The 25,573-nt window shown below is 69.2% G+C and carries 21 protein-coding genes; 10 read left to right on the top strand and 11 right to left on the bottom strand.

The genetic code is table 11. The features are described from left to right. Nucleotides 1-99: 99 nt before the first annotated feature. The gene (locus NE2_RS08505; protein ID WP_063025440.1) at nt 100-1,341 is read left to right on the top strand and encodes a bifunctional 3,4-dihydroxy-2-butanone-4-phosphate synthase/GTP cyclohydrolase II; all 1,242 of its coding nucleotides are present in this window, start codon (nt 100-102) and stop codon (nt 1,339-1,341) included. 32 nt (nt 1,342-1,373) lie between these two features. Here the strand turns inward: NE2_RS08505 and NE2_RS08500 are convergent, their stop codons facing one another. Beyond that, nucleotides 1,374-1,736 (bottom strand): MmcQ/YjbR family DNA-binding protein, encoded by a 363-nt coding sequence (locus NE2_RS08500; RefSeq protein ID WP_063025557.1) that lies wholly within the window; start codon nt 1,734-1,736, stop codon nt 1,374-1,376. 54 nt (nt 1,737-1,790) lie between these two features. After that, a complete protein-coding gene (locus NE2_RS08495; protein WP_063015506.1) occupies nt 1,791-2,702 on the bottom strand; it encodes a TIGR03564 family F420-dependent LLM class oxidoreductase in 912 nt (303 codons plus the stop codon). A gap of 170 nt (nt 2,703-2,872) precedes the next feature. Between NE2_RS08495 and NE2_RS08490 the strand changes: the two genes are divergently transcribed. Then, a complete protein-coding gene (locus tag NE2_RS08490; RefSeq protein ID WP_063025438.1) occupies nt 2,873-5,155 on the top strand; it encodes a LuxR C-terminal-related transcriptional regulator in 2,283 nt (760 codons plus the stop codon). A 108-nt stretch (nt 5,156-5,263) separates the two neighbouring features. On the opposite strand, the gene NE2_RS08485 is transcribed toward NE2_RS08490, so the two are convergent. Together NE2_RS08485 and hsaA are read right to left on the bottom strand one after the other, a co-directional pair. Continuing rightward, nucleotides 5,264-6,118: an alpha/beta fold hydrolase gene (locus NE2_RS08485; RefSeq protein ID WP_063025436.1), complete on the bottom strand. Its 855-nt coding sequence runs from the start codon at nt 6,116-6,118 to the stop codon at nt 5,264-5,266. Further along, nucleotides 6,118-7,281 carry a 3-hydroxy-9,10-secoandrosta-1,3,5(10)-triene-9,17-dione monooxygenase oxygenase subunit gene (gene hsaA / locus NE2_RS08480; protein WP_063025434.1) on the bottom strand — a complete coding sequence of 388 codons (1,164 nt, stop codon included), beginning with the start codon at nt 7,279-7,281 and terminating at the stop codon, nt 6,118-6,120. Before hsaA ends, NE2_RS08485 begins: the two co-directional genes overlap by 1 nt. 314 nt (nt 7,282-7,595) lie before the next feature. Between hsaA and NE2_RS37500 the strand changes: the two genes are divergently transcribed. The 3 genes from NE2_RS37500 (at nt 7,596) to NE2_RS08465 (ending at nt 12,587) form a co-directional block, all read left to right on the top strand. Continuing rightward, nucleotides 7,596-10,013 carry a PEP-utilizing enzyme gene (locus NE2_RS37500; RefSeq protein ID WP_146165289.1) on the top strand — a complete coding sequence of 806 codons (2,418 nt, stop codon included), beginning with the start codon at nt 7,596-7,598 and terminating at the stop codon, nt 10,011-10,013. Nucleotides 10,014-10,105: 92 nt separating this feature from the next. Beyond that, on the top strand, nt 10,106-11,038 hold the full coding sequence (locus tag NE2_RS08470; RefSeq protein WP_233429714.1) for a tyrosine-protein phosphatase: 933 nt from the start codon (nt 10,106-10,108) through the stop codon (nt 11,036-11,038). A 73-nt stretch (nt 11,039-11,111) separates the two neighbouring features. Then, nucleotides 11,112-12,587 (top strand): FAD-dependent oxidoreductase, encoded by a 1,476-nt coding sequence (locus tag NE2_RS08465; RefSeq protein WP_063025430.1) that lies wholly within the window; start codon nt 11,112-11,114, stop codon nt 12,585-12,587. A gap of 38 nt (nt 12,588-12,625) precedes the next feature. On the opposite strand, the gene NE2_RS08460 is transcribed toward NE2_RS08465, so the two are convergent. After that, nucleotides 12,626-13,648 carry a GlxA family transcriptional regulator gene (locus tag NE2_RS08460; protein ID WP_228831070.1) on the bottom strand — a complete coding sequence of 341 codons (1,023 nt, stop codon included), beginning with the start codon at nt 13,646-13,648 and terminating at the stop codon, nt 12,626-12,628. 71 nt (nt 13,649-13,719) lie between these two features. Between NE2_RS08460 and NE2_RS08455 the strand changes: the two genes are divergently transcribed. From NE2_RS08455 to NE2_RS34830, 3 genes are all read left to right on the top strand, one after another. Beyond that, entirely contained in the window at nt 13,720-15,108 is a 1,389-nt protein-coding gene (locus NE2_RS08455) for an MFS transporter (RefSeq protein ID WP_106958603.1), read from the top strand. A 60-nt stretch (nt 15,109-15,168) separates the two neighbouring features. Continuing rightward, nucleotides 15,169-16,152, top strand: coding sequence for a GlxA family transcriptional regulator (locus NE2_RS08450; protein ID WP_063025428.1), 984 nt, complete (start codon nt 15,169-15,171; stop codon nt 16,150-16,152). An 89-nt stretch (nt 16,153-16,241) separates the two neighbouring features. Then, nucleotides 16,242-16,406 (top strand): hypothetical protein, encoded by a 165-nt coding sequence (locus NE2_RS34830; RefSeq protein WP_218018576.1) that lies wholly within the window; start codon nt 16,242-16,244, stop codon nt 16,404-16,406. On the opposite strand, the gene NE2_RS08445 is transcribed toward NE2_RS34830, so the two are convergent. Further along, nucleotides 16,403-16,852 carry a thioredoxin family protein gene (locus tag NE2_RS08445; protein ID WP_063025553.1) on the bottom strand — a complete coding sequence of 150 codons (450 nt, stop codon included), beginning with the start codon at nt 16,850-16,852 and terminating at the stop codon, nt 16,403-16,405. The two genes, NE2_RS34830 and NE2_RS08445, sit on opposite strands and share 4 nt — an antisense overlap. 126 nt (nt 16,853-16,978) lie before the next feature. On the opposite strand from NE2_RS08445, the gene NE2_RS08440 reads away from it, so the two are divergent. Next, a complete protein-coding gene (locus tag NE2_RS08440; protein ID WP_063025426.1) occupies nt 16,979-17,164 on the top strand; it encodes a hypothetical protein in 186 nt (61 codons plus the stop codon). A 6-nt stretch (nt 17,165-17,170) separates the two neighbouring features. On the opposite strand, the gene NE2_RS08435 is transcribed toward NE2_RS08440, so the two are convergent. Both NE2_RS08435 and NE2_RS08430 read right to left on the bottom strand, forming a co-directional pair. Then, on the bottom strand, nt 17,171-17,953 hold the full coding sequence (locus tag NE2_RS08435; RefSeq protein WP_167356722.1) for a tyrosine-protein phosphatase: 783 nt from the start codon (nt 17,951-17,953) through the stop codon (nt 17,171-17,173). Further along, nucleotides 17,943-20,072: a pyruvate, phosphate dikinase gene (locus NE2_RS08430; protein ID WP_063909331.1), complete on the bottom strand. Its 2,130-nt coding sequence runs from the start codon at nt 20,070-20,072 to the stop codon at nt 17,943-17,945. Before NE2_RS08430 ends, NE2_RS08435 begins: the two co-directional genes overlap by 11 nt. A gap of 275 nt (nt 20,073-20,347) precedes the next feature. On the opposite strand from NE2_RS08430, the gene NE2_RS08425 reads away from it, so the two are divergent. Next, on the top strand, nt 20,348-22,081 hold the full coding sequence (locus tag NE2_RS08425) for an AMP-binding protein (protein ID WP_084493907.1): 1,734 nt from the start codon (nt 20,348-20,350) through the stop codon (nt 22,079-22,081). A 44-nt stretch (nt 22,082-22,125) separates the two neighbouring features. Here NE2_RS08425 and NE2_RS08420 read toward each other — a convergent pair whose 3' ends face one another. Genes NE2_RS08420 through kstD form a run of 3 tightly spaced genes read right to left on the bottom strand, consistent with a single transcriptional unit; the run spans nt 22,126 to nt 25,444 of the window. Then, on the bottom strand, nt 22,126-22,947 hold the full coding sequence (locus NE2_RS08420; RefSeq protein WP_063025420.1) for an SDR family NAD(P)-dependent oxidoreductase: 822 nt from the start codon (nt 22,945-22,947) through the stop codon (nt 22,126-22,128). Nucleotides 22,948-22,964: 17 nt separating this feature from the next. Continuing rightward, complete coding sequence (locus NE2_RS08415) at nt 22,965-23,696, bottom strand: glucose 1-dehydrogenase (protein WP_063025418.1); 732 nt, start codon at nt 23,694-23,696, stop codon at nt 22,965-22,967. A 2-nt stretch (nt 23,697-23,698) separates the two neighbouring features. Then, a complete protein-coding gene (gene kstD / locus NE2_RS08410; protein WP_063025416.1) occupies nt 23,699-25,444 on the bottom strand; it encodes a 3-oxosteroid 1-dehydrogenase in 1,746 nt (581 codons plus the stop codon). Between the last annotated feature and the right edge of the window lie 129 nt (nt 25,445-25,573).

Genomic DNA, 25,573 nt, shown 5'->3' with positions numbered 1-25,573 from the left:
AGTTCCGGAAGATCGACCTCCCCAGAATCTCACTGAGCGGAATCCTTCCTAGCGGGAGGCCTTTCGGAATATTTCTATTAGGCATACAGGAGGTGCACGATGACCGGTGAACTCGATTCCATCCAGAACGCACTCGACGCCCTGGCCGCCGGCCGCCCCGTCGTAGTGGTCGACGACGAGGATCGGGAGAACGAAGGTGATCTCGTACTGGCCGCGGAATTCGCGACCGCGCAGACCATCGGATTCCTCATCCGCCACACCAGTGGCGTGTTGTGCGTGCCGATGCCCGGCGCCGATCTCGACCGGCTCTCGCTACCCCCGATGACGGCGGTCAACGAGGATCCCAAGGGCACCGCATACACCGTATCGGTCGATGCGGCCGCGGGCGTCAGCACGGGTATCTCGGCGGCCGACCGCGCCCACACCATGCGGCTGCTGGCCGATCCGCGCACCACCCCCGCCGACCTCACCCGGCCCGGGCACGTCTTCCCGCTGCGGGCGCATCCGCGCGGCGTGCTGGGCCGCGCCGGGCACACCGAGGCGACCGTCGACCTGTTGCGCGCGGCCGGGTTGCGGCCCGCGGGCGTGATCGCGGAGGTCGTCAACGACGACGGATCGATGGCCCGGCTGCCGCAGCTGCTGACCTTCGCCCGCGAGCACGAGCTGCCGATCATCTCCATCGCCGACCTCATCGAGTACCGAAAGCACCGCGAGCACACCGTCACCCGGCTCGCGCAGACCCGGCTGCCCACCCGCTACGGCGATTTCCAGGTCTTCGGCTACCGCGACGCCGACTCCGGCACGCAACCGGTCGAACATCTCGCCCTGGTCTTCGGCGATCCGTCCGGAACCGACGTCCTGGCCCGGCTGCACTCGGAATGCCTGACCGGCGACGCGTTCGGCTCGCTGCGCTGCGATTGCGGTGAACAGCTCGACGCCGCCCTGCGCGCGGTAGCTGCCGAGGGACGCGGTGTCGTGGTGTATCTGCGGGGCCAGGAGGGCCGCGGCATCGGCCTGCTGAACAAGTTGCGCGCCTACGAACTGCAGGACGCGGGCGCCGACACCGTGGACGCGAACCTGCGTCTCGGCCTGCCGATCGATGCCCGCCGCTACGGCGCGGGCGCGCAGATCCTGAGCGATCTGGGTGTCGAATCGGTGCGGTTGCTCAGCAACAATCCGGACAAGCAGGCGGGTCTGCAAGCACACGGCATCGCGGTCACGCACCGGATTCCGCTGCAGACCGACCCGACCGAGCACAACGTCCGCTACCTGCGCACCAAACGCGAGCGCATGCGCCACCAGCTGGCCGGGCTCGACATCGCCTCCGCCGCGGCTAACTGAAATATGTTGTGCCGCAACGGTTATCGTCGAGATCAGAGCCGATGTTCGGCGAGCCAGCGCCGGCCGCGCGCCGCTGAGGCCCGCGACAGCCAGGCGTCCTGGACGATTTCGCGCAGTTCGTCGAGGTCGAGTTCACCGATGTGGGCCCCGCGCAGCAGCACCGACAGATGCCCGTCGAAATGAGCGGTGGTGAAGAACGGCGAATCCGGATCCTGAACGAGCGCACGCTTGTCCGACTCCGACGGCACCCAGAAGACGATCACGTCCGGGTACCGTTCGCCGGTGTCCGGATCGACGGCGTCCGGGCGTGGGGTGCGGAAGAAGATGAACGACTTGCCACCGACCTGGAAGACCGGATTGCCGCTGGACCCGCGCACCACGGTGACGTGCGGCATCGCCAGGGCGAGCTCTTCCACGTCCTCGATCCGCGCCCGGCGCGCCACCGTGGCTCAGTCCGCCAGCTGGGTGAGCAGTTTGCGGGTGCGCTCGGCGGCCTGGCCGCCGACGAAGGGCGCGGCCACGAATTCCGTGGCACCGGCGGCGAACACCTTCTCGATGCGGGCGGCGACCTGCTCCTCGGTGCCGATGATCGCCAGATCGGCCGGCCCCTCGGCGCCCTCGCGATCCATCATGGCCCGATACGAGGGCAGCGAACCGTAAGCGGCGAAGACGGTCGCGGCCTTCTCCCGGCCGCGATCGATATCGTCGGTGACCAGCACCGGCAGCGAGCAGACCACCCGCGGCGCGGGCCGGCCGGCCTCGGCGGCAGCCGCGGTGATGGTCGGTGCGATGTGGTCGGCGATGGTCGCGGGGCCGGTCATCCACAGCACGGTGCCGTCGGTGCGGCGCGCGGCCAATTTCAGCATCTGGGTTCCCATCGCGGCCACGAGCACCGGGATCCGGCCGGTCTCTCCCGCGGTCAGGCCGAGGTTCGCGCTCAGGGTCTCGCCCTGGTACGACACCGGCTGTCCCTCGAGCAGCGGCCCGAGAATCGACAGGTACTCCTTCATGTGCCGGGCCGGGCGGCCGAAGTCGTAGCCGAACATGTTCTCGATGACGATCTGGTGCGACAGCCCGATCCCCAGGGTGAGCCGTCCGCGACCGACGGCGAGCGCGGTGGTGGCGGCCTGCTGGGCCAGTGCGCCCGGGTGCCGCGGATAGGTCGGCACCACGGCCGTGCCGAGTTCGATATTCGGCACCTTGCTGCCGGCGACGGCGAGCGCGGTCAGCGCGTCGAGACCGAAGATGTGCGACAGCCACGCCGACTCGAAACCCTCGTCGGCCACCTGCTGCAGTTCGTCGGTCAGGCGCACGAGCGCATCCGGTCCGGTCTGTTCGCTGAGCATGATGCCGATCCGCACTGCGGGCCTCCTGGGGACGAGGGGTCTGTGGGTCCGCGGCCCCGACGGACCGCGGGTCGAATATCGGTTCGCCGTCTCAGCCTATTCCCGTTTCCACCGTCCGCGGGCACGTGGGACCGACATCGCCGATGTGGTCCGCACGCGTTTCGATCACGATAGGGTTGGCGATCATGGCGCGGCGTGTCACCGGGAATCTTCCCGCCGAGGTCACCAGTTTCGTCGGCCGCCGCGACGAACTGGCCACCGCGAAACGGCTGCTGCCCGCGACCCGGGTGCTGACTCTGCTCGGCCCGGGCGGCGTGGGCAAGACGCGGCTGTCGCGACAGGTCGGCGCGGCGATGGCGCGCGCCTTCCCGGACGGGGTGTGGCTGGTCGAACTGGCCGATGTGCACGATCCCGATCTGGTCACCCTCAGCGTCGCCGAGGCGTTGGATCTGCGCGACGACACCACGGCGCCGCTGGACCGGCTCACCGAATTCCTCGCCAGCAAACGACTCCTGCTGATCCTGGACAACTGCGAACATCTCATCGACGCGTGCGCGACCCTGGTCGCCCATCTCGTCGCCGCCACCCCCGAGGTACGGGTGCTGGCCACCAGCCGCGAGGTGCTGGGCATACCCGGCGAGCAGGTGATGCCGATTCCGCCGCTGTCGGTCGCCGACGTCGACAGCGATGCGATGCGGCTGCTGGTGGACCGGGCGACCGCCGCGAATCCGGATTTCACCTTCACCCCAGCCAACCGCGACACCCTCGCCGCGATCTGCCAGCGCCTCGACGGCATCCCGCTGGCGCTGGAACTGGCGGCATTGCGGTTCCGGGTGTTCACGCCCGAGCAGATTCGCGACCGGCTCGACGACACCATGGACCTGCTCAGCGCCGGACCACGCACCGCACCGCAGCGTCAGCAGACCATCGAGGGCGCGATCCGCTGGAGCTACGAACTGTGCACCCCCGCGGAACAGCAGCTGTGGCAACAGTTGTCTGTCTTCGCCGGTGGTTTCGACATCGAGGCCGCCGAGGCCGTATGTCAGCTGCCACCGGGGCCACAGGGACTGCTCGACGCGCTGACCGGTCTGGTCGACAAGTCGGTGCTGCGATTGCGCTACGACGCTGCCGCGCCGCGCTATTCGATGCTGGAACCGATCCGGCAGTTCGGCCAGGACCGCCTCGTCGCACACGGTGACGAGCGCCGGGCGCGGGCCCGCCACCGCGACCACTACCGCGGGCTGGCCCTGCGCGGGCAGACCGCGTACTGGAGTTCCGACGATCTGGCGTGGTTCCGCGAATTGGCACGCGAACACGCCAATCTGCGCTCGGCCCTGCAATTCTCGATGCTCGACGCACCGCAGCTGGCGATGGAGACCGCGACCGTGCTGCGCCCGTTCTGGGAGCACTACCGGTTCCTCTCCGAGGGGTATCGGTGGCTGACCGACGCCCTGGCCCGGAATCCGGAACCCAGCTGGGAACGAGCGCGCGCGCTGTCGTCGGCGGCCTCGTTGGCGGCACTGCTGTCGGATCGGGAGTCGGCGGCGCGGCTGGCGAGCGAATGCGTCACCGTCGCCACCGATCTGGGCGCCACCGACATCCTCGCAGAGGCGGAACTGGACGCGGCACTGATCGATTTCACCGACGCCGATACCGCCGGTGCGCTGCGCCGCTCCGAGGAGGCGGTCCGGCTGGCCCGCGCCACCGAGCATCACGCCACCGAAATGGACAGTCTCGCTTTCGGTTTCATGTGCGCGACCCTGCTGGAGGAGCCCCGATCGACCGAGATGGCCCGCGAATTCCAGGTGCTCACGCAGCGCTACGGCCCGCATATGCTGGGTGGGCTGGCGTTGTGGACGCTCGGCATCGATCAGTGGCGGCTCGGCGATCAGGACGCCGCCGACGACTACCTCGGACGCGCGATCGAGGAATTCGCGCTGTTCGACCGATGTGTGTGGCTGGCTTCGGGTTTCGACGGCATGGCATGGTCGGCCGCCGCCCGCGGCGATATGGAACGGTCGGCGCGGCTGATGGGCGCGGCCGAGACGCTGCAGCGCAGTACGGTGCGCCTGGCCCATACGATCACCAGCGCGGTGGGTGAGAAGGTGCGCGACGAGGTGCGGAACGCACTGGGCGACAGTGGTTTCCGGGCCGCCTATGACGCGGGGGCATCGATGACGCTACCGGCGGCGATCGATTTCGCCCTGGGCCGCGGGCCCGCCGCCGAGGAAGCACCGGCCCCGCCCGCGCGCCCCACGCCCGTCGACACCGCGGCATTGTCGCTGCTCACCCGCCGGGAGAAGGATGTGGCCCGGCTCGTCGCCGCCGGGCACAGCAATAAACGCATCGCCGCCGATCTGGTGATCTCGGTGCGCACGGCCGAGACCCATGTCGAGCACATCCTGACCAAACTCGGCTTCACCTCACGGACCCAGATCGCGGGGTGGGCGCGCGATCACGGGTTGTAGCCCGGCGCACGACGTGCGGCCGGCGCGGCCCGGAGACGACGGTGGCCGCCGCACCCTCGTGAGGTGCGGCGGCCACTGCGGCGTCGGCGCAAAAGGATCAGCGCGCGTTCACAATCCGTTCCGCAGGAAATCGATCACGGCGCGTTCGAACGCGTCCTTGCGCTCGACCTGAACCCAATGCCCGCAGCGCGAGAAGATCCGCAGATCGGCGCGCGGCAGCTGGCGGGCGGGCAACAGGGCGCCCTCCACGGGCGTCACCCGGTCGTCGCGGCCCCACAGCATCAGCACTTCGTGCTGGATCGCCCGCAGCCGGGCCCACAGCGGAACCGGATCGGCGAAGGCCGGGTTGTAGAAGGTGGCGTAGGCGTCGGCGAGCGCCTTGGTCTGGCTCGGATCCGAGGCCGCGGCCGTGCGGGCCGCGATCAGCTCCTCGGTGAGCACGGTCTGATCGAAGACCATCGTCTTCAGCCAGTCGACCGCGCGCTCCGGAGTGGGGTCGGCGTTGAAGTCCAGCAGTCGCCGAATCCCCTCCGACGGTTCGGGTCCCAGGATGTTGACGCCTACACCGCCCGGGGCCATCAGCACCAACCGGTCGGCGCGATCGGGATGTTCGGCGGCCAGCAGGGTCGCCACCGCCCCGCCCATCGAATTGCCGAGCAGGTGCGCGGTGTCGACGCCGAGTTCGTCCAACAGGCCCAGGACCGCGTCGACGGCGATCCGCAGATAGTTGCGGTCGTAGGTTTCCGGCCGTTCACTGGCGCCGAATCCCGGCTGATCCAGCACCAGGCAGCGGAAGTGCGGAGCCAGCGCCTCGAGATTGGCGCCGAAGTTGGCCCAGCCCGACACACCGGCGCCGGAACCGTGCAACAGCACCAGCGGCGCACCGGAGCCCGCCTCGTGATACCGCAGTTTCACGCCGTCGACGGTGACCCAGCGGGTGGTGTCCTCGGCAGTGAAACCCATCAGACCATCCGCTCCGTGACCTCGACACCCATCTCACCCTGACCGTACATCGCCAGCGCTCGCTCGACATCGTTGATCACGTGCGCGTTGCCGGCGTGGGCGTCGCGCCAGTTGCGTTCGATCACATTGGGTTTGCGGATCGAGTGGCCGCCGGAGTTCTCGAACAGCAGATCGATCGCGTAGATCGCGCGTTCGGTGCCGCGCACCTGATCGCGGCGGGTGCGCAACCGCAGCTCGTACGGAATCTCCTCGCCCGCTTCGGCGTAGCGCAGCTGCTCGGTGATATTGCGTTCCTGCTGCAGGATGGCCGCGTCGATCTCCGAAGCGGCACGTGCGATCCGCACCTGGGCGAACGGATCCTCGGCGACCTTCTGCCCGCCGTAGGACAGCCGGACCCGTTCGCGCTGACGCCGCAGATGCGACTCGTAGGCGCCCTGCGCGGCGCCGATGATCGGCGCGGTGATGGTGTTGGAGAACACGCTGGCGAACGAAATCCGGTACAGCGCAGCGGTGTTCACCTCCTGCCCGGGGCCTACGAGCGCGGACTGATCGGCGGCGCTGTACGCGCGATACGCCGGGATGAAGGCCTTCTCGACGATGATGTCGTTACTTCCCGTGCCCGACAGGCCCGATACATGCCAGACGTCCTCGATGCGGTAGTCGGTGCGTGGCACCAGCACCGTCAGGTAGTCGGCTCCGCCCTGATCGTTCGGCACCACCGCGCCCAGGAACGCCCAGTCGGCGTGATCGCAACCGGAGGAGAAGCTCCACCGGCCACTCATCTCGAAGCCGCCGTCGACCGGAGTCAGCTTGCCGGTGGGCGCATACGACGAGGAGACCAGCGTGTCGGGATCCTCACCCCACACATCCTGCTGGGCCCGCGGGTCGAACAACGCCAGCTGCCACGGATGCGCACCCAGCACCGAGGCCACCCACGCGGTCGACGGGCAGACGGTCGCGATCGCGCGAATCACCTCGTAGAAGGCGACCGGCGACTCCTCCGCACCGCCGAAGCGGCTCGGCTGCAACATCCGGAACACGCCGGCCTCGGTCAGCTCGCGGATCGTCTCGGCAGGCACCCGCCGCTCCTGCTCGGCCGTCACCGCCCGTTCCCCGATCGCCGGGAGCAGGTCCCGCACCCGATCGAGCACCTTGTTCGTCATTGCCGGTGTTCCTCCCTGCCTCTGCGCTGCCACGCACTGGGTCGATGCCTCGACGGTAGGGGCGGGTGCAGGTGGTGGGACCGAGAAGTCCCGATCATCGGAATGCAGGCGGCGCGGGAGGGCGTAGGACCGCCGGAGTCCGCCGAGCAGGGGCCGAGACCCGCCGGAGCGAAGCGAAGGCCGAAAACACCGCCCCACTCAGCGAGCCGGGGCGCCCGCTGACCGGGACTTTGCGCGGGCACCCCGCGATCTACTCGTCATGGTGTGTGAACGGCGTCACGTTCGTGGGTGGCGCACGCGAGGAGGAAGAGTCGATGCGGGTCCTGATCACCGGAGTCACCACACCCACCGGTCGCGCGGTGGCGCGCATGCTGGCGGCCGCCGGGCACGACGTCGCCGGAGCGGACCGGGTCCGGCACCGGTATGTGGACCCGCGGATCGAGGTGCATATCGCCGATCCCGGCAGTGCCGGCGCCTACCGCGGCATCGTGGACGGTTGCGACGTGGTGCTGGACGTTTCGGACGGACCGGTCGCGGCGGTTGCCGCCGCGGCGCAGGAGGCGGGCGCCCGGCTGGTTGTGCTCGCCTCGCCCGAGCGGGAGAGCCTGGCGCGCTCAGCCATTGCGGCCACCGGCGCACGGGCGCTGCTGGTTCGTCCCGCCTTGGTAGCCGGTCGGCGCACCACGGAGGGAAGCCGCGCGGTGGTCCGGACACTGCTGAACGCGAACGGCTCTCAGCGGATTCCGCTGGTGCACACCGACGACGTGGAACGCTTCCTGGTACTAGCTGCGATTTCCGATCGCATCGGCGCGGTGGACCTCGTTGCGCCCGAGCTTGTTTCCGGTTCACAGGCGCGGACCATGCTGCGGGAAGCCGGTCTGCGGATTCCGCCTCGCGTACCGGGCACCGGCGGCAGTCGCCTGCCCGATCTCGATCCTGCTGCCGCACAGCATGATTGGGACTTCCGTTACGGCTGGACCGGCACCGAAGTGGTCGAGGACATGGTGCGTGGCCTGATCGGCCGCCGCGCGCACGGCACCGGCTTCCGCGCCCGCCGCGGCGCGATCCCGCTGACCGACTATGTGATTCCCGCCCGCGCGAAGACTTCCGACGGGCATCCGCTGGAGGTGGCCGCGCCGGAGGGCCTGGAGGGCGAATTCGACGATCGGGTCGACCCGCGCATTCCCGTGCACACCGCCACCAACACCTCCGAGGCGCTGCCCGGCCCGATGAGCCCACTCACCATCGACCTGCAGGCGGGGGCCATCCGGCTCGCCAATGCCGCGATGGGTCACATGATCGCCCTCGAGGGCATCGCCCTCGAGCATTGGACCAGCCGCGTCACCTCGGTGCTCGGCCACCACATCTTCATCAACGCCTCGATCGGCGTCCTCGCCGCGGACAATATGCCGGGCTGGGACGAGGACAGCATCCGCCGCGACGTGTACGGCGCCATCCCGCCCGAGGTCCCGTTGCAGCCCCAGGGCCGTCCGCCGATGCCGACCGGACTGGGCAGCAGCTGGGGGACGGCCAAGGCCACCGGCCGGGTGCTGGCGACAGCACTGCGCTTCGGTACCACCACCGAAACGATCAACGCCGCCTCACATTGCGAGGCACTGTCCCGCAACGACATCGAGAAGCTGACCGATGCGCAGCTGCATGCGCGGGCATTGCTGTGGCGGGATCGGCTCAACCAGTCGTGGGCGGCGGCCTCCATCGGCGTCATGCTGGTCGGCGCCGCGACCGCCATGCACGCACGCGGCAAAGACGATCCGGACGTTCCGATCGACGTGAACCGCCTCGAATCGGCGCGACCGATGCTGGCGGTGGAACGGCTGGCCGCGGTCTGCCGCGCGGAACCCGCCGTTCACGAGGCCGCCCGGGCCGGCGACGTCGCCCTGGCCCGCAGCCGCTCGCCGCGCTTCGCGCAGGCCTTGGACGCCGAACTGGCGGTGGTCGGCCATCGCGGGCCGGGCGAATGCGAATTCCTCAACCCGACCTTCGGCGACCGCCCCGAGTTGCTGGTCACGGCCGCGGCTCGGGCCGCGGAACTCCCGGCGCCGAAGCGCGACGCGGTCGCCGACCCGACCGCCCGCACCGCGCGGATGGCCGTCGGCGCCACGGTCTCGCGGGAACGTGTCCGCGATGCGGTGGTGCGGTATACGAACTGCCTGCGCATGGCGGCCCGTGAGCTGGCGGCGCGTCTGGTCGACCGGCACGAACTCAACAATGTCGACGACGCCTGGTTCCTCACGCTCGACGAATTGCTGTGGGCCCCGGCGGATCTGAAGGATCGCGTGGCACGCCGACGCGAAGAGCGGGTGCGGCTGCAGGCGGTGCGGATGCCGGATCTGGTGGTCGGCCGCTGGGAACCGCAGCCGGTCTCGGGTGCGCTCGCCGTCGGCGAGAGCCTCACCGGCACCGGAGTGAGCGCCGGTGTCGTGGAGGGCACGGTGAAACTGGTGCTGAGCTCCGACGACGATATCGAGCCCGGCGACATCCTGGTCGCCTCGGTCACCGATACCGGCCATACCGCGATGTTCGCCTACGCCGCCGCGGTGGTCACCGATATCGGCGGCTCGGCCTCGCATGCGGCCATCGTGGCCCGCGAGTTCGGCATTCCGTGCGTGGTGGACACCAAGACCGCCAGCACGGGTCTGTCCGACGGTCAGCGGGTTCGGGTCGACGGCGCCGCCGGAACCGTGACGCTGCTGGCCGACGCCGACGCCTGAGGCTCGCCGAAACGACGCCGCGCGAACGAATCCGCGGCTCAGGACGTGGTCCGTCGTCGATCCGGCGGACCTCGAGGAAAGGAACACCACCCGTGCCGATTTCGCATGTCCTGCGGGGGTCGGTGGCCGGTTTGGCCGCCGCGCTCATCGCCGTCCTCCCCGCCGCGACCACCCCGGCGTTCGCTGCGCCGCCACTGGTCCACACCGCGCCGGCCACCTCGGATCAGCAACAGTCCCTGGGCATTTCCGCACCCAACGCCCGCGATATCGGTGGCTATCCGACGCAGCACGGAGGCGGGAAGATTCGGTTCGGCCTGGTCTACCGCTCCGATGCGCTCAACCGGCTGACGCCGGCGGATCAGCAGAAACTGGTTTCGCTGCAGATCGGCAAGGCCATCGACTTCCGCAGCCCGAACGAGATGAAGGCCGCCCCGGATCAGCTGCCGTCGTCGATCCCCTACAGCGCGCAGTCGATCTGGGATCCGAACAACGATTTCTATCTCATGGTGTCGAGCACCATCGCCGGCGGACCGCAGGTGCAGCAGGACAAGCTCGGCGACGGGAAGGCCGCGCAGATCATGCGCGACTACTACCGCTGGCTGGTCAGCGACGGTTCGGCCCGGGCGCAGTTCGCTTCGGCGCTGAAGGAGATCGCGAACTCCCCGAATGCGGTGCTCTACCACTGCACTTCCGGTAAGGACCGCACCGGCTGGATGACCGCGATCCTGATGTCGGCGCTGGATGTGCCCAAGGGCCAGATCTACAAGGACTACCTGGCGTCCAACGACTATCTGGCCGCGAGCAACAAGGCACAGATGGATGCGCTGATGCAGCGGGGTCTGGTCACCGATCCGTCGCTGTTCGAACCGATTCTGGGTGTCCAGGCCGATTATCTGGACGCCTCCTTCGACCAGGTCCAGCAGTCCTACGGATCCTTCGATCGGTTCCTGTCCGACGGCTTGGGCGTGGATTCGGCGACGGTCGACGCCCTGAAGGCCAAGTTGCTGGACAAGCCGGGCCGCTGAACCCACTCGGACCCGGCCACCGGCACGCCGCGCTCACCGTCGAGCGCGGCGTGCCGCCGAGGAGAGGCAGACCATGCCGGTTCACGCGGTGACGCCACGATCGTCGACCGAGATCACCCGCTACGACCTGGACACCGACGTGCTGGTCGTCGGATACGGATGCGCCGGTGCCGCAGCGGCATTCGAAGCCGCGCGCACGGGAGCGCGGGTCCTGGTGCTCGATCGCGCGGGCGGTCCGGGCGGCTCGTCGGCGATGTCCGGCGGTGAGATCTACCTCGGCGGGGGCACCCCGATCCAAACCGCCTGCGGCTTCGACGACACCCCGGCCGATATGGCCGCCTACCTGACCGCCGCCCTCGGCCCCGGCGCCGACACCGCGAAGATCGCCGACTACTGCGAGCACAGTGTCGAACATTTCCACTGGCTGGTCGACCGCGGCGTGCCGTTCGCACCGTCGCTCTGGGATGCCCCGGCGTGGGTGCCACCCACCGACGACGGCCTGATGTGGCTCGGCGAGAACAGCTGGCCCTTCACCGAGATCGCACGTCCCGCCCCGCGCGGGCATCGGCCCACCGCCAACGACTTCGGCGGCCGCCTGCTGATGCAATGCCTCAGCGCGGCAACCGAATCGGCCGGTGTGACATCCCTTTTCGACACCGCCGCAACAGCGCTGATTCTCGCCGGCGACGGCACGGTCACCGGCGTGGTCGCCCGGCAGTACGGCCGCGAACTGACGATTCGAGTCCGGCGCGGATGTGTCCTCACCACCGGCGGATTCGTCGACAACGACGAGATGCTCGCCGCGCACGCCCCGCTGCTGCTCGGCCATACCAAGGTCAGCGCCGGTACCGACGACGGCAGCGGCATCCGCATGGCGCAGGCCGCGGGTGCGGCGGTGCGGCACATGTCGACGGGGCAGGTGGGGATTTCGCTGATTCCCGGATTGGCCGCGCGCGGAATCGTGGTGAACGACAAGGGACAGCGCTTCGTCAACGAGGACACCTATCCGGGCCGCATCGGCCAGGCGGCGCTGTTCACGCAGGGTATGCGGGTGTGGGTGGTGGTCGACGAGGAAGCGTTCGAGGCCGTGCCGGAAGAACAACGCTGGGGTGTGCAGCCGACCCATCTGGCCGAAACCGCCGACGAACTCGGCGCCGCGATGGATCTGCCGCCGGGCGCATTGGCGGCCACACTGTGCCGCTACAACGAATTCGCCTCTGCCGGAACGGATCCCGACCAGCACAAGGCGGCGCGGTGGCTACGTCCGCTGCGCGCCCCGCTGGCGGCCATCGATGTGCGCGCCGGCATTCGCCCGCCCGCCGAAGCCGGCGACCGCCGAGGCACCGGCGCCTCGGTGTTCACGCTCGGCGGTTTGCACACCGACAGGCACGGCCGGGTCCTGGATATCGACGGCGCACTCATGCCCGGACTGTTCGCCGCCGGCCGCGCGGCGGTCAATCTGCACGGGCAGGGATATATCAGCGGGACGTCGCTCGGTGACGGGACGTTCTTCGGCCGCCGCGCGGGAATTGCCGCGGCGCGGGGTTAGCCACGATCATCGGACCGGCGCGCTGCCGGTGCACCGGTCTACGCGTGTTGCGCCGCCACGACCACCTCGTGCCGATTGCTCCGGTGCGACCGACGGTATTCGCTCGGTGAGACGCCCACCTCGCGCCCGAAGTGGGCGCGCAGATTCGCCGCACTGCCCAGGCCGCAGCGCTCGGCCACCACGTCGACGGCGAGGTCGGTGGTTTCCAGCAATTCTCGCGCTCGGATGATGCGCTGGGTGAGCAGCCAGCGCAGCGGGGTCGTGCCCAGTTCGGCATGGAATCGCCGGGCCAGGGTCCGCTCGCTGAGTCCGCTGTGCCGGGCCAGGTCCCCGACGGTCAGTACGGTGTCGAGCCGGGTGAGCGCCCACTGCAGGGTCGCGGCCACGCCCGGATCGGCCGCGTCGACCGGCACCGGATTCCGCAGATACTGCGCCTGCCCGCCCGCGCGGTGCGGCGGCACCACCAGCCCGCGCGCGGCGGCATTGGCGACGCGGGAGCCGAGGTCCTTGCGGATCAGGTGGATACACAGATCCATCCCGGCCATGGTTCCCGCGCTGGTGAGAATCTGCCCGTCGTCGATGTAGAGCACGCTCGCGTCGACATCGAGGTGCGGATACCGTTCCAGCAGGGCCGGGACATGCTTCCAATGTGTGGTCATGCGGCGCCCGTCGAGCAGACCGGCCGCCGCGAGAACGAAAGCGCCCGAACACAATGCGGCGATGCGCGCTCCCGCCTCGTAAGCCGCGCGCACGGCCGCCACCAATTCGGCGGGTGGCTCCTCGCGCACGTTCGGGGTCGCCGGGACGACGACGGTGTCGGCCGCGATCAGATCGTCGTAGTCGTAATCGGTCAGCGTGACGAACGGATCGCGCAGCGTCGCATGCCGGGTGCCGCGGGGGCCGCACATGCGCAGCCGATACCACTGCTCGGCGTCGACCCCGGGCGGCGGTTCGAAGAACACCTGGTACGGGATCGCGACCTCGAACACCGGCTGGCCCGGCGCCACCGCGACCGCCACTGTTCCGGCGTGTCCGGATTCGCACATCACGTCCGCAGTCATGTCAGAAATCTAGCGCATGTTGGCAAATCCGCCACTCGATCCGGTGGTTCTGCGGCTGAATAGTTGCATACATGACAATTACGGCCAATGTTCGCGCGGATACGCCGATCACCCAATCGCCGCGGCGGTGGCGGATTCTGGCGGTGGCGAGCGTCGCGCAATTCCTCGCGATTCTCGACCTCTTCGCAGTCACCGTCGCCTTCCCCACCCTGCAGACCTCCTTCGCCGGCGCCTCTCCGAACACCGTGTCGTGGGTGCTCAACGCCTACACGATCGTGATGGCCGCACTGCTGGTCCCCGCGGGCCGTCTGGCCGACGACACCGGCCGCCGACGTGGATTCCTCATCGGGATAACACTTTTCGGCGTCGCCTCGATCGGGTGCGCGGTCGCGCCGACGCTGGTGGCGTTGATCGCCGCGCGGGTCGTGCAGGCCGCGGCGGCGGCGCTGCTGGTTCCGACCGGCCTCGGACTCGTGTTGCCCTCCTTCGACGTTCGCGAACATCCGACGGTGATGGGGATCTGGACCGCGATCGCCGCGGCGGGCGCCAGTAGCGGCCCGGTGATCGGCGGTCTACTGCTCGAATGGGGGTGGCGGTGGATCTTCTGGCTGAACGTGCCGATCACGATGGCGGCGCTCGCTGTCGGATGGCGGGTACTGCCCGACATCCGGGCGCGGGTGCGGCGCCGGCTCGATCTGCTCGGCGCCGCACTGATTCTCGGCGCCACCGCGGCACTGACCACCGTCTTCGTCCAGGCGGCGGCGTGGGGCTACGGGTCGGCGGCCACGGCCGCGACACTGGCCGGAGCGGTCGCACTCGCGGCGGCCTTCACCTACCACGTACGACACCATCCCGATCCGGTGGTGAGTCCGGCGGTTTTGCGGCACAGCATGTTTCGCATCGCCACCCTCGGCGTGTTCTGCTACTACCTGGCCTTCGCGGCCCTCCTGCTCTCGGGCACCCTGTACCTCACCGCGCAGTGGCACTACTCCGAGCTGGGAGCCAGCCTGGGGATCGCGCCGATTCCGATCAGCTGCCTGCTGGTGTCACCACTGTCCGGCCGCCTCGTCGCTCGCATCGGCGCCCGTGCCTCCGCCGCGCTGGGTGGGCTCGCCATCGCGGCGGGCGCGGGGTGGTGGATCGCTCTGAGCGGTTGCGGCGCTTCGTATCCGCTGGTCTTCCTGCCGGGAGCCGTGCTCGCGGGCGTCAGTACGGCCCTGTTGCAACCGCCGCTGTTCGGCGCCTCGTCGTTGCTGCCACCGGATCAACTGTCCCTGGGTTCGGGCACGTTGATGATGGCGCGCCAGACCGCATCGGCACTCGGCGTTGCCGTGCTGACCGCGATCCTCACCCGCACCGCGGGCTACGACCTCGCCGATTTCCGCGCCGGCTGGCTCTACATGGCGGCGATGGGATTGCTGGCCGCGGCAGCGGGGTGGGCGTTCCGTCCGCGCACATGACCGGATCCGACAGTGATCCGTCGTTGCGATCGCCACGGGGCAACCCAGAGGATGGGAGGCATGTCATCGAAGCATCGTGTGGTTATCGCGGCCTTTCCGGACGTGGATCTGCTCGACGTCACCGGGCCGGCGGAGGTGTTCGCACTAGCCAATCGGGAGAGCGGCGGTAGCGCCGACTACGAGGTGTTACTGGCCGGACCGGATGGAGGTGTGGTGCGCACCTCGGCCGGCATCCGGCTGGTCACCGATCTGTCCTTCGACGACATCGGCTCGGGCGTGGACACTCTCATCGTGCCGGGCGCGGTGGATCCGGCGCCGTCCGGCCCGGTCGCCCGCGTCGACGACGAGGTGGTTCGCTGGCTGCGCGAGGTCGCGCCGCGCACCGGCCGGATCGCCTCGGTCTGTGTGGGTGCGCATCTGCTGGCGGCCGCCGGGCTGCTGGACGGGAAAACGGCCACCACCCATTGGTCGACGGCCGGACAGCTGGCCGCGGACCATCCGGCGGTCGTGGTGGATCCGGATCCGATCTTCACGCGCTCGGGCCGGGTGTGGACCGGCGCCGGAATCAGTGCCTGCCTGGATCTCGCCATGGCGCTGGTCGCCGACGACCACGGCGAGGACCTGGCGTTGTCGGTGGCCCGCCAACTCGTCGTCTACCTGCGCCGCCAGGGCGGCCAGAGTCAGTTCAGCGTGCCGTTGAGCCGTCCGGCGCCGGCCCGCCGCGATATCGAACAACTGCGCACCTACATCGCGGAAAATCTCGACGCCGATTTGTCCGCCGCCGCACTGGCGAGCCGAATGTGCCTGAGCGAGCGGCATTTCGCGCGGGTGTTCCGGCAGGAGATGGGGCTCACCGTGGCCGCCTATGTCGAAGCCGCGCGCGTGGAGTCGGCCCGGCGGTTGCTGGAAACCAGCGACTTCCCGCTGTCGCGCGTAGCCCGGTCCGCCGGACTGGGTTCGGTGGAGACCCTGCACCGCGCGTTCCTGCGACGGCTGGGTACCAACCCCGGCGCGTACCGCCGGCGGTTCCGCACCTCCGCCTGATCTCCTCTGCGACGACCGGACCGGGCGACCGCCCGGCCCGGCGCTCCGTCCTGCCCGAAAACGTTGTCCTCCAAGGAAAGAAGGTAACCATGTCCGCCGTCGCCGCTCCCCTGCGCCGAGTCCTCGGCCTCGACGACGAGCTGCCCCGCCTGGCCGACGCCACCGTCGTCATGATCGATTTCCAGAACACCTACCGGGCCACACGGGTGCGCCGCATCGGCGCAGGCGATCATGCTGGGTCGAAGAAGACCTAACGCGGGTTCAGACCCGGCCAGCCGTAGTGCGGGCGGCCGGTGGCGGCGCCGGCGCGGGCCATCGGTGGGGTGGGTGCGGTGACGGCCGGGGTCCGGGCGCCGAGTTCGCGGCGCATCTCGTCCATGTCGAGCCAGCGGATCTGCTGGACGACCTCTTCCAGTTGGGCGGCGGTCTGGAAGCCCGGATTGGAGTAGACGAGCAGGCCCTCGCGGAAGGCGACGAGGGTCGGCAGGCTGGTGACCTGGGCGGCGGCGGTGAGGGTCTGCTCGGCCTCGGTGTCCACGGTGGCGTGCACGATCTCGGGGTGCGCGGCCGCGGATTCGGCGAAGATCGGGGCGAAGCGAGTACACCAGCCACACCAGGAGGCCCAGAAGTCGACGAGCACGATCGCATGGCTCGCGATCACCTGCTCGAAGTTCTGCTGGGTCAACGGTTGGGTGGGCATGGGTTCCTCCCGGCGTCGGCCATCGTCGATTCCGGATTCTCCCATGGATCGCCGGTCACAGCAGGGTTCGAGCCTGCGGCTCATCGAGCGCTGTCGGACGGCGGCCCGGCTGAGTATCGTGGAGTCATGGGTATGGGCGACCACCCGCAACGAACACCGCTCTACGGCGTGCTGCTGCTGTTGGGCGTTCTGTTCCTGGGCATCTGGGTGCACGAGCTGCCGTATGTCGGCCTGCAGGTCCTGGCCTACATCCTGCTCGTCATGATTGCCGCACCCGCCTTCGTGATGACCTTCCGCGACTATTCGCGGTGAGGGCCTTCACCACCCGGTGACCAGGGCGACTCGCAACATCGTCAGCTCCTCGGCCGTCAGCCCGTGCTCGCGCAGCCAGCGGGCAGCACCGCCGTGGTGGCGGCGCAGGTCGTCGAGGAACCGCAGCATCACGGCCGCTTCGACAGCCAGGATCCCGGTGCTCGTCGGCGGCAGCCCGGCATAGGAGTTCAGCGCGTCGAGCCGGTTGCGGACCCGCGTCATCCGCTCGTTGGTGAGGGCGTAGTCCGCGGCGATCACCTCCGGCGCCACCCCCACCGCATCGAGCAGTACCGCCGCCAATACTCCGGTGCGGTCCTTACCTGCCGCGCAATGGAATACGACCGCCTGCCGGTCGGCATCGGCGACCAGCCGCGCCGCGGCGACGATCTCCTCCGGACTGCCGGCGAGCAGCTGTCCGTACAGCTGCGCCAGATCCACGCGGGTCTTGTCCGGCACCAGATCCCGTGCGGCGAGCGAGGATTGCGCCGATTTGCGGACCGGCAGGTTCACCTTCTCGATCGCCGCGGTGGCCAGCAGACCGTAGCCTTCCCGCTCCACCTCGTCGGGTAGCCGCAGGTCGATCAGGGTGCGCATCCCGACCGAGCTGAGGAGCAACGCCACATCCGCCTCGGTCGCCTGCTGCAGGGTGCTCGACCGCAGCGCCACGCCGAATCGCGTCGTACCGCCGCCGACCGGCAGCCCGCCGAGATCGCGGACGTTGTCGATTTCCTCGAAGTCGACCCAGCGCCGGGTCGCGTCGAATTCCCGGGCGATCGGATTACTCGGCACGGCCGGCCGCCGCTTCGTCGGCACGGCTGAGTCCGCACAACCCGATCAGATCTTCGTGCAGTTCGAACCACACGGTGTGATAGCTGTCCATGATCGGCCGCGCCACCCAGGCGTGGTCACCGTCGGCGATCCGCTCGACGGCCGTCTCCAGCCGCTCGCGGTACCGGGCCAGCCGCGGCGCGATCGATCCCAGCCGCTCGGCCAGCGGCCGCACCCGGGTGTGCAGGTCGGTGAGCCGGTCCAGCACCGCCGCATCGTATTCGGCGTCGCCGTGGTCGTTGGGGGTGGCCGCGTCCTTCATCTGCCACGCGGTCACGATCTGCTTCAGCTCCGCGTTGACCACGCAGAAGTCCTCGTAAGCGGCGGCCATGACGGCGGTGTCGACCCCGCCGCGTTCGGCGGTCAGCAGCTCGGCCAGGCGATTTCGCCCATCGGGTGTCAACCGCACACCCGCGGGCGTGTCGGCGCACAAACCACCGGCCACCAGATCCGCGCATCGCGCGCTCACCTCGTCCGCGTCGCCGCCCAGGCTCGCGGCCACCGCGTCACCGCGGACCCGGCCCTTCACCCCGATCAGCCGCAGCAGTTCCAGCTCGGTCACGTTTCGGACAACGGCCTCGGCCACAACGACTTCCGCGTCACCGGCGAGCGTCCCCGCGAGTTCATCGGGTACGACATTCGCCCATTCGGCGAGCCTGCGCACATCGTCGAGGACCGCGCCGTCCACATCTCCACCGGCGACCTCGCCCGCCCACACCACGCCGGCGCCGCCGTCGACGGTGACAGTGCGCCCCGCGAGCGCGTCGACGACACCCGGCCCGCATCCGACGACACACGGCCGCCCGAGTTCCCGGCTCACCAGAGCGGCATGCGAGGTGGTACCACCCAGTTCGGTGACCACCGCACGGGCCGCGATCATGCCGGGCAGATCATCGGGACTGGTCGTCGGCCGGACGAGGACGACATTCTCCCCCGCAGCCGCGCGCGCCTCGGCCTCGTCGGGATCGGTGACCGCGACACCGAAAGCCAAACCCGGACAGGCCGATTCGCCGCGAGCCAGCGCTTCGCCCGCATCCGCCGCCGTGGTCGCGGGCTGCAGGACGACGCGAATCTGGTCGGCCCCAACCCGCCGCAGTGCCTCCGCCGGGGTGATCAGCCCTTCCTCCGCCATCGCGACCGCGGCCCGCACCGCCGCCCGCGCCGAACGCTTCGCCGGTCGCGACTGCAGCATCCACAGCGTGCCCGATTCCACGGTGAATTCGATGTCCTGGATATCGCGCCCGTCGCGTTCGAGCAGGTCCGCGGCGGCGATCAGCCGGTCGTGCACCTGCGGCTGAGTGGCGGCGAGGTCGCTCAGCGGCCGCGGCGTGGTGCGGCCGGACACCACATCCTCACCCTGCCCACCGACCAGCCATTCCCCGTAGGCCGGCCCGTCGCCGGTATTCGGGTTGCGGCTGAACAGCACGCCCGTGCCGGACGCGTCGTCGAGGTTGCCGAACACCATCGCCTGCACGGTGACCGCGGTGCCGAGGTCGTCGGACACGCCGCGGTTGCGTCGATACGCTTTGGCGCGCACCGAATCCCACGACCGGAACACCGCGGAGATCGCCGCGCGCAGCTGTTCCCACGGATCCGCCGGCACCACGCCGTCGGGCGTCTGCAGCACCGTCTCGCGATATTGCGCCCGGAAGCGCCGATGCGTGTCGGCGGCATAGCCGGCGCTGCCGGTCGCCGCGGCGAGCGCCTGTTCGACGCCGTCGTTGATGCCGAGGTTGAGAACGGTGTCCATCATGCCGGGCATACTCACGGCCGCGCCCGAGCGCACGGATACCAGTAGCGGTCGGCGGATCGAGCCGAAGGTGCGGCCGGTGCCGTGTTCGAGCATGGCGACGCCGTCGCAGACGGCCCGCCAGATGTCGTCGGCGATCGCGCCCCGCTCGGTGAAATCACGCCACGCGTCGGTGGTGAGCACGAATGCCGGCGGCACTGGCAGCCCGAGCCCGCGCATGTGGTTGATACTCCAGGCCTTGCCGCCGATCCGGTCCCGCGACAACGGGCAGTCGCCGTCCAGTCCGACGACGGTCTCGGATCGTTGGGCCAGCTCCGCACCCGCGGTCATGTCACTCCTTCGGTCCATCCATCGAGGCATCGAACCCCCAGCCGCCCCGGTCATCCTTCGAGAGTGCCGCCCGACCGCTCGGGCCAGTAGCGATGGTCCCGCTCAGCGGATGCCGGACCCGCCGGCGCGCGTGCGATACCACTGACCGGGACTCGTGGTGTGCCAACGGCCTGCGCGGCACCTGCCTGCGGCACCATGGGCCGTGGACCGCCCGACCGGCGGCCGGCGAGGTGTGTTCGACAGGGTGTATCCAGACGGCGATGGTGTGCGAAGAGATGACGGCGGAGCCGGAATTTCCGACAGCGTGGGCGACGATCCCGGGTCTGGTATCCGAACAGGCACGCCGGAACGGGTCGACCGTCGCGATCGTCGAGGGCCGCACCCGCCGCACCTATGCCGAACTCCACGCCGAGGCGTCGCGGGTGACCCGCGCGGCGATGGCCTGCGGCGTGACCGCCGGGGATCGTGTCGCGATCTGGGCGCCCAACAGTGCGCGCTGGATCGTGACGGCACTGGGCCTGCTCGGCGCGGGGGCCACCCTGGTTCCGATCGGCACCCGGCTGCGCGGACCGGAAGCGGCGGACATTCTGCGCCGCACCCGATGCCGTGGGCTGTTCACGGTGCGCGGATTTCTGGGAATCGACTATCCGAGCCTGCTCACGGATCAGGGCGTCCTGCCGGATCTGGATTTCAGGGTCGTGCTGTCCGACACGCGCACGATGGACAGCACCGGCGTCGCGCCCGAGATCGCCCACTCCCGCCGCACAGCGGCGGATCGACAAACAGCCGACGATGTGTTCGCATCCGCCGGAGCTTCGGGGTCGCATCGGGACTCGGCCGGAACCGGTGCCCAGTCGTCCCCGGCCGGGCGCCGGTCGGGCAGCGCACCGACCGGCTGGCGGGCGTTCCTGGCCGGAGGCGAGCGAATCCCGTTGTCGGAAGCGCGGTCCCGCGCCGACGCGGTATCTGCGGAAGCACTCTCCGACATTCTGTTCACCTCCGGCACAACCGGCACGCCCAAGGGAGTCCTGGCGACCCATCGGCAAACCCTCGCCGTGCTGGATCGGTGGGCGAGCGCGGTCACCTTGCGCCACGGTGATCGCTGCCTGCTGGTCAATCCGTTCTCGCACACCTTCGGATACAAGGCGGGCATCGTCGCCTGCCTGCTGCGGGCGGCCACCATGTTTCCGGTGGCGGTGTTCGATCCACGATCCGCGGCGGATCTCATGACGGCCGAGCGAATCACCGTACTCGCCGGCCCGCCGACGGTTTTCACCGATCTGCTCGCGGTGGGGCGGTCCTACCCGGAGCTGCGACTGGCCGGCACCGGCGGCACAGCGATCCCGGCGGAGCTGATCGCCCGGATGCGCGCCGACCTCGGCGCCGATCAGGTGTTCACCGCCTACGGTCTCACCGAATCCATCGGCGTGGTCACGGTCTGCCCGCCCGGCACGGATATCGACCGCACCGCCCACACCGTGGGTAAGGCTTTGCCGGGCAGCGAAATTCGCATCCTGGGTACCGATGGTCGCGAGGTGCCGGTCGGTACGCCGGGCCGGATCGTGGTGCGCGGCCCGAACGTGATGGGCGGATATCTCGACGACCCGGACGCCACTGCCGCCGCGGTCGATCCGCAGGGCTGGCTGCATACCGGTGACGTCGGCGCTCTCGACCCCGACGGTTATCTGCGGGTCACCGATCGGCTCGCGGATATGTTCATCGTCGGCGGTTTCAACGTCTCTCCGGCCGAGGTCGAACAGACGTTGCGCGGCTTTCCCGGGATCGCCGAGGTCGCGGTCGTCGGCGTACCCGACGAGCGCCTCGGAGAGGTCGGCGCCGCCTTCGTGGTTCCCTCCGGGACGGCGCCGTTCGACGCGGACGACCTGCTCGCGTGGTGTCGCACCCGGTTGGCCGGATACAAGATTCCGCGCACGGTGCGGATACTCGACCGGTTGCCTCGCACTCCGGCGGGAAAGGTGCACAAGCGCCGATTACGTTGCGCGCAATGATGTTCGCGGCCGGGCCGCTGATCGCCGGCCCGGCCGCGAGTGGCCTACGCGCCGACTTCGTTGCGCATCTGGGCGGTGAGAATCTTCTGATATCCGGAGCCGAAGATCCGCGGCAGCAGGTCGATCATCCGGGCGTCGTTGCCGATCAGCACCTTCGCCTTGTCCTTGCGGATGCCGTCGACGATCGCCTTGGCGGCCTGTTCCGGACTGGTTTTGGCGAGCCGGTCGAAGTTGGCGGCCAGCGCATCGCGGTCCCGGGTGGCTCCCGCGCGCGCCTTCCACGCGATCTCGGTCTGAATCATGCCGGGATGAACGCAGCTGACCGCGACGTTGTGCCCGGCGATCTTCATTTCCTGGCGCAACGCGTCGGTGAAGCCCCGGATCGCGAACTTCGTCGCGTTGTAGGCACCCTGGGTCGGGCAGGCGGCCAGGCCGAACATGCTCGACACATTGACGATCGCGCCGTCACCGGAGGCGATCACGTGCGGCAGAAAGGCTTTCGTCCCGTAGGCCACGCCCCAGAAGTTGATGTTGACGATCCATTCGAAATCGTCCCAGCTGACCTCTTCGGTGCTGGCGGTCAGCGACACACCCGCGTTGTTGACCACGATGTTCACCCCACCGAAATCGCCGGCCACCTGGTCGGCGTGGGCGTACACCGCGTCCCGGTCGGTGACGTCGAGACGGTAGGCGCGAGCGTGGGCGCCCTTCTTCTCGCACCGTGCGGCGGTCTCGGCGACATTGTCGATATTGCGGCCGGACAGGGCCAGGCGAGCGCCGTGGCCGGCCAGCTCCAAGGCCAGCGCACGGCCGATGCCGGCTCCGGCGCCGGTGATCACGGCGGTCTTACCTGCGAAATTCTTCACCGCGGAAATCCTTTGTGTCAGTGGGAGGTGAATCCGCCGTCGGCGACGAATTCCGAACCGGTGCTGTAACCGGACTCGTCGGAGATGAGGAAGAGCACGAGATTCGCCAATTCCTCGGGAGTGCCGGGACGTGCCAGCGGCTGATCGTGGAACATCGAATTCGACCGCGCCGAATCGGTGGTCATTTCGGTCATCACCACACCCGGATGCACCGAGTTGACGCGAATTCCCATGGGCCCGAACTCTTGTGCCGCGGCTTTGGTCATGCCGCGCACCGCCCATTTGGACGCGGTGTAACCGAGGATGTTGGAGAAGCCGATGATCCCGCCGACCGAGGAGATGTTCACGATCGACCCCCCACCGGCCCGCCGCATCGATCCGACGACTGCCTTCATGCCCAGGAAAACACCGACCTGATTGACATCGATCACCTTGCGGTAGTCGGCTTCGGCGAGGGTTTCGATCGGATCGACATGCACGATGCCGGCATTGTTGACCAGGCCCGAGACGGGACCGAACGCCGATTCCGCCTGCGCGACAACATCGTTCCACGCGGCTTCGTCGGTCACGTCGTGGGCGAGGAACAGCGCCGCATCGCCCAGCCGTGCGGCGGTCTGCTTGCCCTCCTCCGCCAGCACATCGGTGATCACGACGGAGGCGCCTTCGGAAATGAGCCGCTGCGCGAACGCCGCGCCCATTCCCCGGGCTCCGCCGGTGACGACGACCGTCTTACCGTCGATCCTGCCCATGGTCACTCCTGTCCCGTGCGCGCGGCGGCCCTGCGGCCGTTGGTCGCCCGCTTCGACGCCGATGCGGCGGCCGCGGTCTGCGGTTCGCGTGCGTCGGCGAGATGGTTGGCGGCGATGTACCCGAAGACCATGGCGGGCCCGATCGTCGCGCCCGCGCCCGCGTAGTCGTTACCCATGACCGACGCCGAATTGTTGCCCGCGGCATACAAACCCGCGATCGGTGCGTTCTGTTCGTCGAGCACGCGGGCATATTCGTCGGTGCACAGCCCGCCCTTGGTGCCCAGGTCGCCGGGCACCATTTCCACGGCGTAGAACGGCCCTCGCTCGAGCGGGGCCAGACAGGGATTCGGCTGCACGGTGGGGTCGCCGTAATACCGGTCGTAGGCGGAATCGCCGCGACCGTAATCCTCGTCGCGTCCGCTGCGGGCGAAACCGTTGAAGCGCTGCACCGTGGCCGCCAACGTCGCCGCGGGAACGCCGATCTTGTTCGCCAGCTGCTCGAGCGTATCGGCCTGGGTGATGATTCCGGCGTCGAGATACTTCTGCGGAATCGGGCGCTTCGGGAAATTGCCGAGGAACAGATACCGGTCCCGGAAGGTCTGATCCATGATGAAGTACGCCGGGATGTGGTCCACCCCTGCGGCCTGCTGCTCGTACATGGTGTGCACGACATTCACATACGGCGCCGACTCGTTGACGAACCGTTGCCCGGCGTGATTGACCATGATGCCGCCGGGTTGCGCGCGTTCGGCCAGGCAGAAGAACGGCGGCCCCTCGGGGTTGCGCACCGAGGGTCCCCACCACGCGTCGTCCATGAGATCGACCGCGCCGCCCGCCTTCTGGCCCGCGACGATGCCCTCGCCGACGTTCTCGGTGGCGCCGACCGTCCAGTCGGTGGACTGCGGCCCGGAGATGTACTGCTTGCGCATCTCCAGGTTGTGTTCGAAACCGCCCGCCGCCAGCACCACGCCGCGACGCGCCTTGATCAGCACCGGAACGCCCTGGTGTTCGGCGCGCACCCCGACCACCGCGCCGGCCTCGGTGACCAGCTCGGTCAGCGGGGTGTTCAGCCACACCGGCACCCCGGCGTCGCGCAGTGACAGCCACAGCCGCGCGGCCAGGGCCTTGCCCAGGCTCAGCGGCAGCCGGCCGCGCAGCTTGTTCGCCACGGCCTGCGCCCCCACCTTCATCGCGGTGCGCTTACCCGCCCAGGTGCGGGCGATCATGTTCAGATCGTGGAAGTCGCTGACGGTGAAGGCGATTCCCTTCGGCCCCGACATGGTGGGCTGGTTGATCTTGTGCAGATCACCACCGAGCAGCCGGCCGTCGATCGGAGCCGGTTCGATGCTGCGCCCCTGAGCCAGCCCGCCCGGGAATTCCGGATGGTAGTCGGAGTAGCCGCGGTCGTAGACGAACTGCCAGTACTTGCTGCGCGCACCGATGTAGCGCATCATCTCCGGCCCGTGATCGAGGAAGGCACGCTGCTTTTCCTCCGGAACGCGTTCGCCCACAACGACTTTCAGATATGTCCGAGCCAGTTCGGGACTGTCCGGCACACCCGCGGCCTGCAACACCGGATTGTTCGGGATCCAGATACCGCCACCGGAGCGCGCGGTGGATCCGCCGAAGCTGCGGCTCTTCTCGATCAGCGTCACCGACAGCCCGCGATAGGCGGCGGTCAATGCCGCGGTCATACCGGCCGCGCCCGAGCCGACGACCACCACGTCGAATTCGAATTCCTGTGTCATCCGTCCTTCTTCCCCGTCGTTGCATTCGACGCTATGGCCGCTCGGCCGCGCCGACACGGCACGGTCCCGACCAGCGGGACTTCGGGCTGACCAGTGCGGGTCCGGAAAGGACTATTTCGATTAGGCATA

The sequence above is a fragment of the Nocardia elegans NBRC 108235 genome (assembly GCF_001612845.1).
Lineage (GTDB): Bacteria > Actinomycetota > Actinomycetes > Mycobacteriales > Mycobacteriaceae > Nocardia > Nocardia nova.
Note: the sequence above shows the minus strand (reverse complement) of the source record. Positions and strands in the feature narration are given on the sequence as shown.